The organism is Tardiphaga sp. 172_B4_N1_3, from assembly GCF_052076035.1.
Lineage (GTDB): Bacteria > Pseudomonadota > Alphaproteobacteria > Rhizobiales > Xanthobacteraceae > Tardiphaga > Tardiphaga robiniae.
The window spans coordinates 6,180,840-6,193,533 of the sequence record NZ_CP197238.1 but is presented as its reverse complement, the minus strand read 5'-3'; the positions used below and the strand labels follow the sequence as shown (position 1 = coordinate 6,193,533).

The following is a 12,694-nucleotide window of genomic DNA, read 5'->3' as shown; positions in this document are numbered from 1 at the left end:
GGCCGCCTCCGGGCGGCCTTCTTTTTTGCCCTGATACAATGCGCCCGCGACTTATGGCCTTTCGCCTTGGTCGCGGTTCTGATTCAATCCGGTGATTAATCTCGCATGGGCGGAATCAGATAAATCCGCCCGGAGACACGTCGATAACGTCCAGGGACTTTTGAAATGCGCGCGCTTCATCTTTGTCTGCTCGGCCTTACGGTCACCGCCTCGGTTGGGACCGTCCACCACGCCTTCGCGCAGGTGAAAGCCGCGCCGAAGAGCCAGCCGGCAGGCCCCGAGACGCGCTATTTCACCTCGATCGACGGCGTCATGAACGGCAATGCCGACGTGATCCTCCGGGAGACGCGGCAGGGCAAGGCCGTCACGGCCGCGACGCTTGATGTCTGCTATCCCGCCGAGAAGGGCAGCGACCGCAAGGATCGCTTCGTCGCCAATCTCACGGTCAGCGGGTCGACGCTGACCGGCGCAACGCAGACCCAGGTCGACAAGCTGCCGGTGACCATCAAACTGAACCGCCGGCCGACCGGCGACACGTTCGAATTCAAGGGACAGATCTCGGTCGGTCAGACCAACAACAATGTGACGTCTTCGGACAATTCCGATCAGAGCGAAAAGGAATTCCAGGACAATCAGTCCACCGACGACAATATCGCGCCTGCGCCGAAGGATTTCACCGAAGTCTCGCCCGAAGCGATCGCGGTCAAGATCAAGCTCGAAGCTGCGCTCGATTTCGTCCGCACGCTGCGCGGGCAGAATGTCGAAGTCGCGTTGAACAGTCTGACCGTGTCGTGCGATGCGCTCCGCGCCGGCGAGCAGGTCATCAGCCTCGCCATCGATCCGGAACGCGCTGCGGCTTTCGTCGCCAAAACCAAGACCTATCCCGGCGTCGTTAATGTCGGCTGGACCACGGGCGCTATCGACATGGATCGTACCGTGCGCTTTGCAGTCGCCGACTGGCGCGATGGCGACAAGATCAATCGCGACAAGGTTGCGACCACGCTGGCGAATGTGCTCGCCAGAACCATGTCGGGCAAACCTGCCGCCGCGTCATGGGACGACGAGACCGGAAAGCTGAAGCTGACCTTCAAGCGCCCGAGTCAGGTTCTGCCCGCGCTCGAATTGACGGAGACCGTCGAGGTCAGCGCGATCATCGCTCCCGACAAGCCCGGCACGACGGATAAGCTGATCCTGTGGGTCAGCACACCGTCAGTAACAACCGCGGATGAGAACTCGGGCGCGAAGCTGGCTCTCGCGGATTCGCCGACGGCCGATGAAGAGAGCGATCCGCGCGATGACAACGGCGCGGTTGCAGCTGTCGCGGCGGAGTTCAAGGCACAGCGTTGGGATGCAGATAATTCGAACTGGAAGTAGCACGTAAGACTACGCTCTTTCTTCCCCTCTCCCCCAGCGCAGCAAAGCTGCGCGCCGCGGGAGAGGGTGCCTGAGCGCAGCGAAGGCGGGAGAGGGCCGGAGTTCGTGGCGCCCCTCTCCCGTCTCGAACCGCTTTGCGGTTCGATCCACCCTCTCCCGCCTGGCGGAGCTGCGCTCCGCGGGGGAGAGGGGAAGTGGAGCGCCTTCGCAGCTTAAGCTATCAATTCGTATTCAGCCGAAACCGCAGCGACTTCGGCCCGACGAACGTCACTGCATCACCGCGCCGCTGCCAGTTGGTGGCCGCGCCGAGATCGGCGATCAACTGATCGTCCATCGCGGCCTGCGCGTCCGAGCAACTGCGGTTCTCCATCGCGCCGGCGACGAAGACGACGGTGTTGCCGGCGACCGAGAACTGCCCCTTGCCGCCCTTGCACCACAACTCCACCCGCGCCTCGCCGGCCTCGCCGATTTCCAGATTGGGAATCCGCTTCGAGCCGGGCTGACGCTGTGCATCCAGAGTCATTTCCATGCCGAATGGAAACTCTTCGGCGGCATGCGCAGGGACAACAATCAGAAACGCCGCACCGGCAAGAGCGGCCCGCAGCAAAGTGGTCATGGCAGTCATAAGAATTCTCGGCGTGATCGTGGATGGCGACAATGGCCGCGGTTCTACGCGCGGCCGCGACGGTTGACCAGAACCGTCGGGAAACAATATGGCGCGACAACGAAAAATCCCCGCGGCCTTGCAGCCGCGGGGATTCGTCATTGGTTCGTTGCGTGCACCCTACGGCGCCAGGACCATCAACGTGAACGGATAGACATAGGCCTGTAGCATCACGAACAGGCCGACCATGCAGGCCAGCACGATCGAGTGCCAGAACACGAAGCGCAGGATGGTGCCCTCATGCCCGAACCAGTTGGTTGCGGTGGAGGCCACAACGATTGATTGCGCGTCGATCATCTTGCCCATCACGCCGCCGGACGAGTTCGCCGCGCTCATAAGGATCGGCGACAGACCGAGCTGTTCGGACGTGATCCTCTGCAGGTTGCCAAACAGCACGTTCGATGCGGTATCCGAACCGGTGAGCGCCACGCCGAGCCAGCCAAGCAGTGTGCCGAAGAACGGGTACAGCACGCCGGTGGCAGCGAAGGCCAGACCGAGCGTCGCGTCGACACCCGACAGACGCGTGAGCGTGCCGATGGCCAGCATCGCCGAGATGGTGATCAGCGAGTAGGCACAGATCTTGATGGTGCGGCCATATTCCACAATCATCTTCGCAGGCGAAAAGCCCATGATGAAGCCGGAGATGATCGCAGCCAGCAACATGCCGCTGCCGGTATAGGAGACGTAGGTGAACGCGAACACCGCGCCTTCCGGCGTCGGCTTGGCGGCCACCGGCGGCACCTTGTTGATCATGTTGTGCAGTTCAGGCACTGGAAAATTCCAGGAGAAGATCGGGTTGACGATCCCCTTGAACCAGTTGGTGCCCCAGACCAGCAGGATGACGCAGAGGATGATCCATGGCGTCAGCGCGCTCCAGACCTGAGCCGAGGTCAGCTTCTCCGTGCTCATCGATTTCACCGGCGGCACGGTGGACGCGGAATCGTCGTGCTGGCGCAGCGCGGCCGAGGTCCAGATCGTCTTGGGCTGCCAGACCTTCAGGAACAGGATCAACGCGCCCATCGAGATCAGCGAGGCGCCGATGTCGACGATCCACGGATTGATGAAGTTCGAGATTACGAATTGCGGGATCGCGAAGGAGAGTGCGGTAACGAGGATGGCAGGCCAGACTTCCTTCATGCCCTTCCAGCCGGCAAAGGCCCAGACCACCCAGAACGGGACGATCATGGAGAAGATCGGCAACTGTCGACCGACCATCGCGCCCAGAATGAAGGGGTCGAAGCCGGTGACGGTGGCGAGGCCCTGGATTGGCGTGCCGAGCGCGCCATAAGCGACGGGCGCGGTGTTCGCGATCAGCGACAGGCCCGATGCTGCCAGCGGCGAGAAACCGAGGCCGATCAGCACGGCGCCGGTGACGGCCACCGGCGTACCGAAGCCCGACGCGCCCTCGAAGAATGCGCCGAACGAAAACGCGATCAGCAGGATCTGCAGGCGGCGGTCATTAGTGACGCCGCCGATGGCGCGTTGCAGTACCTCGAAGCGGCCGCTATCCACCGTGAGGCGATACATGAAGATGACGTTGAGGACGATCCAGCCAATCGGGAAGAAGCCGGTGACGACGCCGAGCGCCGATGCGCGAAGCGACATATTGGCGGGCATCGTGAATGCGTAGATCGCCACAAGATTGGCGAGCACCAGCGCAATGATCGCTGCGATATGCGCCTTGACCTTGTTGGTGGCGATCAGCACCAGCAGGACGACCACCGGTATCGCGGCCACAAGCGTCGAGATCGTCGAGCTATTGAATGGATTGTAGACCTGATTCCACATGGCCGTTTTCCCCCTTTATATTATTGCAGCGGCTCGATCGTTATCGATCGGCAAATTGCTGATTGTTCACTTGCGAGGGCATCCACGATCGGTCAAAGCCGATAGCGCCCATAGGCTACGCGAATGCGAGGCCCCCATGCCTCGCTTTTCGTCATGCTAGGGTGAATCACAGTTTCGCGACAAGGTGCCGCAGGCCATCAAACCAGCTACTTTAGTCTAAACGCTGGAATTCATTTTTGATCCTAAGGGCTTAGGGCCCTCCTCCCGGAGACGACCTGTGAATAACATCCGCTCTACGCTCGCGACCGTCTGGCGGATCGCGGTTCCTTATTTTCGTTCCGAGGACAAATGGGCGGGACTCGGACTCCTCACGGCGGTGATCGCCATCGAGCTGGCGGTGGTCGGTCTCAGCGTTTTGTTCAATCGCTGGAACAACACCTTCTACAACGCACTGCAGGACAGAAACCTCGACGTCTTCACCTATCAGCTCGCTTACTTCAGCGTGCTTGCCGCGATCAACATCGCACTCAAGGTCTATCAGCTCTACCTCAACCAGTGGCTCCAGATCCGCTGGCGGCGCTGGATGACCGAGCGCTATCTCGGCAACTGGCTCGCCGACGCCAACCACTATCGCATGCAGCTGCAGGGCGACGCTGCCGACAACCCGGATCAGCGCATTGCCGAAGACGTGAAGCTGTTCGTGGAGAAGACGCTCGACATCGGCATCGGCCTGTTGAGTTCGGTCGTCACACTGTTCTCCTTCGTGATCATCCTGTGGGGCCTGTCCGACGCGGCGCCGCTGCATGTGTTCGGTCGGGATATCCCGATCCCCGGCTATCTCGTCTGGGGCGCGCTTGTTTACGCCGTGATCGGCACCGCGCTGACCCACTATATCGGCGCCCCATTGATGGCACTGAACTTCCAGCAGCAGCGCTATGAAGCGGACTTCCGCTTCAATCTGGTGCGTGCGCGCGAAAATGCCGAGCAGATCGCTCTGCTGCGCGGCGAACCGATTGAGCGCCAGCGACTCTCGACCCGCTTCCAGCTCGTCGTCGGCAACTGGATCGACATCATGCGCCGCACCAAGAAGCTGACATCCTTCACGGTCAGCTATCAGCAGATCGCGATCATCCTGCCCTATGTTCTGGTCGCGCCGGCCTATTTTGCGGAGAAGGTCCAGCTCGGCGCCGTGATGCAGACTGCGGATGCGTTCGGCACCGTGCAGGGTGCGCTTTCATTCTTCGTCACCGCCTATCGCACACTGGCGGAATGGCAGTCCGGCGTGATGCGCCTTGATGGCTTCGAGACAGCCATTGCCAACGTACAGGCGCTGACGACCAAGGCCGATATCGTTCACGCCACCGAGACCCGCACCAGTGACATCGCGCTGAGCGATCTGACGCTCACCCTCCCCAATGGCGCTCCCATGGTGCAGACGCCGGGCTTCAGCTTCCGCCGCGGGGAACGCACGCTGTTTACGGGCCCATCGGGCTCCGGAAAATCCACGCTGTTTCGCGCCATCGCCGGCATCTGGCCATTCGGCAAAGGCAAGATCTCGATCCCCGCGGATGCGGCGATCATGATGCTGCCGCAGCGGCCGTACTTCCCGGTCGGTACATTGCAGGATGCGGTGGCTTATCCTGCCGGGACCGACGCGTTCAGCCAACAGGAGGTCGCCGATGCCGTCAGGGCCGTGGGTCTGCCTGCGCTGGCGACCCGGCTTGATGAAGATGGCCACTGGAATCGCATGCTGTCGCTCGGTGAACAGCAGCGCCTCGGCGTCGCCCGCGCGCTGCTGCAAAAGCCGCAATACCTCTTCCTTGACGAGGCGACCGCATCGCTCGACGAGCCCTCGGAAGAAGCACTTTATCGGCTGCTCGAAGACAAGCTGCCTGGCACGACCATCGTGTCGATCGGCCACCGCAACACGCTCGATGACTTGCATCAGCGCAAGGTGTCGCTAACGCGGTCCGGCGATCACTTCGCGCTGGGAGATGCAAAGGTCAGGACGGAAACCGCCTGAGGCGTGACACGCCCCGCTAAAGCCAGTGCCGCGGCCAGTCGCGGCCTGCCGCATAGCGATGCCAGACAAACGTGAAGCTCGCGAGCAGCAGCGCGCCGACCAGCACCGGCGCCAGCAGGAACGTCCACGGTAGTGCGTGAGACACCACCAGCAACGGGTTGATCCCGGCAGGCGGGTGGAATGTGCCGGTCACATACATCGCCAGCACGGCGAGGCCGACTGCCATGGCGGCGGCCCAGGCATGGGGGCCGGTCAGCTTGAGCACCGCGAGCCCTACCAGCGTCGCGACGATGTGTCCGCCGACCAACGCGCGCGGCTGCGCCGGCTCGGCTTCGGGTGAGCCGATCACGAGGACGATCGAGGTCGCAAAGGGGATGATGACCAGCGGATAATGCGCAACGGCCGAGAAGAACTCCATCACACCGATGGCAATCCCCGCCCCCAGCCCGGCAACGGCGCCGGCCAGCGCATTGCGATGATTGTTGCGACGGATCGTGTTCGCTGCGCGCCGCAACCAGTCCCGATTCATGGAAGCTCTATCCCAAAAGAAAAGGGGCGGCAGATTGCTCTGCCGCCCCTTCGATCTCAGTCGAAGTTCTTACTTCAGGTTGGTCATCGCGGTCAGGTCAGCCGACAGCTTGACGATGCCGGTGGCGCCGCACCAGCTCGAGCCAGCGCCCGACGGGTTGATCGCGGTGACGTTGTTGGTGCCCGAAGCAGTGAAGTCCGAGGTGAAGGCGTTGCAATCACCCTTAGACAGGTTGGTGTCCGAGTAGCGCAGGTCCAGCGTGAAGACCTTGTAGGTGAAGCCGATGCCAATGTTCCAGGTGTTGTAGTCGGCGTACTTGATGCCATTCGGGAACTGAGCGGTACCGTAGAAGGCATCCGAGGTGCCCAGCCACTGACGACCGAACTCACCCGAGACGTAGGAGCCGATGCCGGTCGAACCGAACCAGGTCGACGGCGCGATCACCTTACCGGTGATCGAAGCGTAGGTGCCATCAGCGCCGGTGTTCAGGAAGTTCGGCGAGTAGAAAGCGTTACCGCCGAGCGAGAAGTAGTCGTTGAAGGTGTAGTTAACCTTCGCGTAACCCTCGTAGAAGCTGACGTTCTTCTTCATGACGTTGAAGGCAGGACCAGCAACGTTCGAGCCGACCGGGCACACGCCGCCGCCGCCAACGACGGAGTCGATGCACTGGCCACCCGGATAACCGTAGTACCAGAAGCCGAAGTCGAACGCGGCTGCGCCCCAGGTCGGGCGGATACCGAAGTAGCCGTCGAGCTCCATGGAAGCGCGGTTGGTGAACGAGATGCTCTCACCGGCGACACCAGCGTAGATCTGGACGTCCTTGGTGATGTTGTAGCGCGGCTCGAAGTAAGCTGCGACTGAGCCCTTCTGGCCGTTGGACTGGGTGATACCACGGAACACGTAGTTGCTCATGATCGCGCTGCCGAACGCGATGTCCCAAGGATCGTAGGCAGCCACGATCGGCGGCGCCTTCTTGTACATCTTCGCGCCCAGATCGGCTGCGGAAGCCGAGCTCATCCCCATGGCGAGCACCGCAGCAGAGGCGACAACAATTTTCTTCATGACATTCCCCATCACTTTTGAAACCAGAGGCAGTTCCGTGTCCGAAAGACGGCGAGACCGCGAAATTCATCGACTGAACGCAACTTTGAGGCGCAAAGTCGCAGTGGTGAAGGAAAAAAAACGAGCAAGTGCCGCCTAAATAGGCGTTCTGACGTTTCCGTGAGAGGTTGTGGCGCGGTGTTGCAAAAGCACAACGTTTTTGGAGGGATTCCAGCCCGAAAATACCACCACGGGGAATTACCACTGACTGGGAATTGTGGATTGCCGTCCGTGGAGCGGTTAACAGCTGCCCGTCAGGGCCTCCGGGCCGACGATCACTCGAATCGCCTGCAAATTCAGGACACCCGGGCATCGGTTGAAATACGCATGCGCGACAGAGCCTGACCAAGCAAAAACCGCAGCGGCGAGCGCTGCGGTTTTCCGAAGTTTATTGGCGAGTCAGGAACGCGGACTTAATCCGGTTCGACTATCTGGTTTCGTCGTGATCGGGCGACGTATCGCCAGGAGATTCGATTGCCGTCGTCTCGCCTGAAGAATGCCCTTCGACCGGTGACGGATCAGGCTCCGGCGTCGCCCAGCTCGGTGTCTCAGCGATTGCCGGTGCGACCGGCTTGGGCTTGGGAGCACGCGGCTTGCGCGGCGGCTTCGGCGGCATTGCAACCGGCACCGACGCCTCGACCACGGCCGGCGCAGGCGCCGTGCTGGTCAGGAGCGCGGAAGGAACCTTCACCGCCTTCTTGGCTGCCTTCTTCGGCGCAGCTTTTTTCGGTGACGCTTTCTTGGCGGCCTTTTTCGGCGCGGCCTTCTTCACCGTCTTTTTGGCGGGAGCTTTCTTCGGCGCCTTCTTGGCAGACTTCTTCGCGGCTTTCTTGACGGTCTTCTTGGTGGCTTTCTTGGCCGCCTTCTTCACCGTCTTCTTGGCTGATTTCTTCGCAGCCTTCTTGGTCGCTTTTTTCACAGCCTTCTTCGCGGATTTCTTGACTGACTTCTTGGAGGACTTCTTCGCGGGTTTTGCCGCCGTCAAAAGCTTCTTCTGCTTTTTCTTGTCCTTCTTCGACTTCTTGCCTTTAGCCATCGTGGTCCTCCTGTTGGCGCCGATCCAAAAGGGACCGGCGTTTCAAGTCTTCCGCGCCAGCGCGGGGCCAGTTTAACGCGGGGCCGTTGTCACAATTAGATCAGTTCAATCCTGGCCTGGGACCGCCTGTCGCCCAATCGAGTAGCTCAATCGTATGTACGACCGGGACTGACGTCCCTCCGGCGATCTGAACCATGCAGCCGATGTTGCCGGCAGCGATGATATCCGGCTTGACCATCGCGATGTTGGCGACCTTTCGATCGCGCAACCGGCTCGCAATATCAGGCTGGAGAATGTTGTACGTCCCCGCCGAACCGCAACACAAATGGCTCTCTGGGATATCTTTCACCACGAATCCATTCTTGGAAAGCAATTCTTTGGGAGCCTGTGTGATTTTCTGCCCATGCTGCAGCGAACACGCCGAGTGATAGGCGACGACGAGGTCGCTTTGTTTGTCAGGCTTCGGCAGATCCATGGCGCTGACATACTCGCTGATATCCTTCGCCAGCGCAGAGACCTTGGCGGCCGGCGCGGCGAACTCAGGGTCCTCGCGCAGCATGTAGCCATAGTCCTTGATGACGGTTCCACAGCCGGACGCCGTGACCAGGATGGCGTCGAGACCGCCCCGGTCTGCCTCCCCGAGCCAGACGCCGATATTGGCCCTGGCCCGCGCCAGCGCATCTCCGTCGCGGCCGAGATGATGGGTCAGCGCACCGCAGCACTGTTCGTCCCGGACCAGCACGACCTCAACGCCATGGCGGGTCAAAAGGCTGATGGCGGCCTGGTTGATCCGCGGCGCCAGCACCTGCTGGGCGCAGCCCTGCAGGAGTGCGACCCGGCCACGGCGAGCGCCGATCGCGGGAAAAACGCTGCCACCAGACGGACCGGCGGCGGGTAACTGCTTCGGCGCCATCGTCAGCATCGCCTTCACGCGGCTAAGCAGGTTCGGGTTGGATTGCTTGCTGGTCGAAGGCAGCAGCGCCGCCAGCGGCCGCGCCAGCCGGGCCATTGTCATGCTCAGGCGAAACAGACCGGGGCGTGGCAGTACCCAGGCCAGCACGTCACGCAGCAATCGCTCGGAGAGCGGCCGGGTGTAGTCCTTCTCGATCTTGACCCGCGCCTGATCGACCAGATGCATGTAGTTCACGCCGGACGGGCAGGTCGTCATGCAGGCCAGACACGACAGGCAGCGGTCGATATGCTTGACCACCTCCTGAGTCGGCCTCTGGTCCTTTTCCAGCATCTCCTTGATCAGGTAGATGCGGCCGCGCGGACTATCGAGTTCGTCGCCGAGCAGCACATAGGTCGGACAGGTCGCCGTGCAGAATCCGCAATGCACGCATTTGCGCAGGATCTTGTCGGCCTCGGCAATATCCGGATCGGCCAGTTGGGTCGGAGTGAATTCGGTTTTCATGTCGCAAGTCTTTCAAGTACCAAGGCCACGCGACATCCGGCCGCGATTGAGAATGGTCTTCGGATCGAAACTGTGACGCACACGCTCGCCGAGCGCCGCGATGCCTTTGGGCTGCGGATGAAACACATCAACGGCACGGCGCACATCTTCCGGCGCGCGGATCAGCGTCGCATGGCCACCGGCTGCATTGACCAGCTTGCGGAGCTGCGCTGCCTGCGCATCGGCCGATGGCGGTAGTGCCGCCCAGATTAACCCGCCGCCCCAGTCATAGATCACCTCGCCTTGCGAGCCCTTGGCGATGGCTTGGCCAAGTGCACCGCCGGATGCCGGCGGCGTCACGATGCGCCATACCGGCCACATCGCGCGCGGACCGCTGGCTGCGAATGGCGTCACGTCACGGACAGCCGCCCACAGCACCGCGGATGCAGTGTCTTCAAGTATCTCGGCCACGCCGAATGACTTCAGCGTCGTGCTCAGTGACACCGCACGCTGCGACGCAGACGCGGTGATGCCTTCAAGGCGGATCAGCGTCGCCGACTGGTCGGGCGACGCGATCTCGCCAAGCGCCCCCTGCGTGGTGCGTAACGCCGAGCCCGGCAGATGCGCGGCACCTGAGACATCGAAGGGCGACCCCAGCGCTGCGGTCATCGCCTTGTTGGCTGCGATATCATCGAGCCCGCGCAGCACCAGGGTGCGCTCGCTCTCCGCACGCGGCATCACCTTGAGCGTCACCTCCGTCATCACGGACAGCGTGCCCCACGCGCCGGCGAGCAGCTTGCAGACATCGTAGCCGGTGACATTCTTCACCACCCGGCCGCCGGCCTTGTAGCTGTCGCCGAAGCCGGAAACCGCATGCACGCCGAGCAAATGATCGCGCGCACCGCCGGCCTGAATGCGCCGTGGCCCGGCGAGCCCGGCCGAGATCATGCCGCCGATGGTGCCGATATCCGGCGTGCCCAGGAGCTGTGACGTGTTCATCGGCTCGAACGAAAACTGCTGATTCTTGGAATCGATCAGCGACAGCACGTCGGCCATCGGCGCGCCGGCCTGCACTGTGAGGATCAATTCGTTCGGCTCATAGGACGTCACCGCATTCAGCGCCGACACGTCGAGCACCGCATTGGTCGCAATGGGCTGGCCGACCATGCGCTTGCTGCCATGACCGATGATCTCCAGCGGCTGCTCGCTTGCAATTGCCGCGCGCACCGCCTGCTCGACGTCCTGAGCGTCTCTGACTTTCAAAATATCCACGGATGCGTCCAACTAAAATCGCGGCAGATCGGGAAACGCCAGCTTGCCGCCATGCACATGTACGCGGCCAAGTTCGGCGCAGCGATGCAGTGTCGGAAACACCTTGCCGGGATTGAGCAGACCCTGCGAGTCGAAAGCGCATTTGATACGCTGCTGCTGATTGAGATCGACCTCGCTGAACATCTCCGGCATCAGGTCGCGCTTCTCGATGCCGACGCCGTGCTCGCCGGTCAGCACGCCGCCGACCTCGACGCACAGCCTCAGAATATCTGCGCCGAAGTCTTCAGCTAGCTGCAACTCGCCGGGCTTGTTCGCATCGTACAGGATCAACGGATGCAGATTGCCATCGCCGGCGTGAAACACGTTTGCGACGCCAAGACCGTATTTGGCTGACATCTCCTTCATGCGGCGCAGCACCAGCGGCAAGGCCGCACGCGGAATGGTGCCGTCCATGCAGAGATAGTCCGGCGAGATGCGGCCCACCGCGGGGAAGGCCGCCTTGCGGCCGGACCAAAACAGCAAGCGTTCCTGTTCGGAGGTCGATATCTGGCAGGTGGTCGAACCGCAGCCGAGCGCGATCTTCTCGACGCGCTTGATGAGTTCGTCGACTTCGACGCCTGGGCCGTCGAGCTCGATGATGAGCAAGGCTTCGACGTCCAGCGGATAGCCTGCGTGCACAAACGCTTCCGCGGCATGGATCGCCGGCTTGTCCATCATCTCCATGCCGCCGGGAATGATGCCGGCGCTGATGACATCGGCAACGCACTGGCCGGCCTGCTCGACCTCGGCGAAGCCGATCATCAGCGCACGCGCCGTTTCCGGCTTCTGCAGGATACGCACGGTGATTTCGGTGATGACACCCAGCAGACCTTCGGAGCCGGTAATGATCCCCATCAGGTCGTAACCCGATGTCTCCGCGGTCTTGCCGCCAACGCGAATGACTTCGCCCGACATCAACACGATCTCGCAGCCGAGCAGATTATTGGTGGTCATGCCGTATTTGAGGCTGTGCACGCCGCCGGAATTCTCCGCGACATTGCCGCCGATCGAACAGGCGATCTGGGACGACGGATCCGGCGCGTAGTAGAAGCCCGCATGCGCCACCGCCTGGCTGATGGCGAGATTGGTGACGCCGGGCTCGACGACGACGGCGCGGTTGTCGAAATCGATCTCGCGCACGCGCTTGAACTTGCCGAGACCAAGCAGTACCGCGTCGGCCAACGGCAGCGCGCCACCGGACAGCGACGTGCCCGAACCGCGCGGCACCACCTTGATGCCGTTCTCGTGACAATATTTCAGAACTTTGGAGACTTGCTCAGTCGTGTCGGGCAACACGACGACCATCGGCGGCTGGCGATAGGCCATCAGCCCATCCGACTCATAGGGCAGCATTTCCGCAGCGCTGGAGATCACGCCCTCGCCCGGCACCAGCTTGTGCAGCGCAGCGACAATGGCCTCGCGCCTTGCGAGGACAGCCTGATCCGGCGCGGGCATCATGATGGTCATTGAACGCG

The 12,694-nt window shown here is 61.9% G+C and carries 10 protein-coding genes; 2 read left to right on the top strand and 8 right to left on the bottom strand.

What is annotated here, in order from left to right:
- The first annotated feature begins 165 nt into the window (after positions 1-165).
- Positions 166-1,374, top strand: coding sequence for a hypothetical protein (locus AB7783_RS29185; protein WP_441279560.1), 1,209 nt, complete (start codon positions 166-168; stop codon positions 1,372-1,374).
- A 220-nt stretch (positions 1,375-1,594) separates the two neighbouring features.
- Here the strand turns inward: AB7783_RS29185 and AB7783_RS29180 are convergent, their stop codons facing one another.
- Both AB7783_RS29180 and AB7783_RS29175 read right to left on the bottom strand, forming a co-directional pair.
- Positions 1,595-1,990, bottom strand: coding sequence for an META domain-containing protein (locus AB7783_RS29180; RefSeq protein ID WP_441279778.1), 396 nt, complete (start codon positions 1,988-1,990; stop codon positions 1,595-1,597).
- A 168-nt stretch (positions 1,991-2,158) separates the two neighbouring features.
- A complete protein-coding gene (locus tag AB7783_RS29175) occupies positions 2,159-3,826 on the bottom strand; it encodes an L-lactate permease (RefSeq protein WP_441279559.1) in 1,668 nt (555 codons plus the stop codon).
- A gap of 277 nt (positions 3,827-4,103) precedes the next feature.
- Here AB7783_RS29175 and AB7783_RS29170 point away from each other — a divergent pair, with 277 nt between their 5' ends.
- Positions 4,104-5,849: an ABC transporter ATP-binding protein/permease gene (locus AB7783_RS29170; protein WP_441279558.1), complete on the top strand. Its 1,746-nt coding sequence runs from the start codon at positions 4,104-4,106 to the stop codon at positions 5,847-5,849.
- Positions 5,850-5,865: 16 nt separating this feature from the next.
- Here AB7783_RS29170 and AB7783_RS29165 read toward each other — a convergent pair whose 3' ends face one another.
- From AB7783_RS29165 to AB7783_RS29140, 6 genes are all read right to left on the bottom strand, one after another.
- Positions 5,866-6,378 (bottom strand): HPP family protein, encoded by a 513-nt coding sequence (locus AB7783_RS29165; RefSeq protein ID WP_439079505.1) that lies wholly within the window; start codon positions 6,376-6,378, stop codon positions 5,866-5,868.
- 69 nt (positions 6,379-6,447) lie between these two features.
- Positions 6,448-7,440 (bottom strand): TorF family putative porin, encoded by a 993-nt coding sequence (locus AB7783_RS29160; RefSeq protein ID WP_439079504.1) that lies wholly within the window; start codon positions 7,438-7,440, stop codon positions 6,448-6,450.
- Positions 7,441-7,906: 466 nt separating this feature from the next.
- Positions 7,907-8,515: a hypothetical protein gene (locus AB7783_RS29155; protein ID WP_441279557.1), complete on the bottom strand. Its 609-nt coding sequence runs from the start codon at positions 8,513-8,515 to the stop codon at positions 7,907-7,909.
- 100 nt (positions 8,516-8,615) lie between these two features.
- Entirely contained in the window at positions 8,616-9,929 is a 1,314-nt protein-coding gene (gene glcF / locus AB7783_RS29150) for a glycolate oxidase subunit GlcF (RefSeq protein ID WP_441279556.1), read from the bottom strand.
- A gap of 12 nt (positions 9,930-9,941) precedes the next feature.
- Positions 9,942-11,180: an FAD-binding protein gene (locus AB7783_RS29145; protein WP_441279555.1), complete on the bottom strand. Its 1,239-nt coding sequence runs from the start codon at positions 11,178-11,180 to the stop codon at positions 9,942-9,944.
- Positions 11,181-11,192: 12 nt separating this feature from the next.
- On the bottom strand, positions 11,193-12,686 hold the full coding sequence (locus AB7783_RS29140; RefSeq protein ID WP_441231653.1) for an FAD-linked oxidase C-terminal domain-containing protein: 1,494 nt from the start codon (positions 12,684-12,686) through the stop codon (positions 11,193-11,195).
- Positions 12,687-12,694: the final 8 nt, after the last annotated feature.

Bases quoted from the DNA above. Each gene is read 5' to 3' on its own strand.
- AB7783_RS29185 (WP_441279560.1), top strand. From the start codon at position 166: ATGCGCGCGCTTCATCTTTGTCTGCTCGGCCTTACGGTCACCGCCTCG.
- AB7783_RS29180 (WP_441279778.1), bottom strand. From the start codon at position 1,990: ATGACCACTTTGCTGCGGGCCGCTCTTGCCGGTGCGGCGTTTCTGATT.
- AB7783_RS29175 (WP_441279559.1), bottom strand. From the start codon at position 3,826: ATGTGGAATCAGGTCTACAATCCATTCAATAGCTCGACGATCTCGACG.
- AB7783_RS29165 (WP_439079505.1), bottom strand. From the start codon at position 6,378: ATGAATCGGGACTGGTTGCGGCGCGCAGCGAACACGATCCGTCGCAAC.
- AB7783_RS29160 (WP_439079504.1), bottom strand. From the start codon at position 7,440: ATGAAGAAAATTGTTGTCGCCTCTGCTGCGGTGCTCGCCATGGGGATG.
- AB7783_RS29155 (WP_441279557.1), bottom strand. From the start codon at position 8,515: ATGGCTAAAGGCAAGAAGTCGAAGAAGGACAAGAAAAAGCAGAAGAAG.
- glcF (WP_441279556.1), bottom strand. From the start codon at position 9,929: ATGAAAACCGAATTCACTCCGACCCAACTGGCCGATCCGGATATTGCC.
- AB7783_RS29140 (WP_441231653.1), bottom strand. From the start codon at position 12,686: ATGACCATCATGATGCCCGCGCCGGATCAGGCTGTCCTCGCAAGGCGC.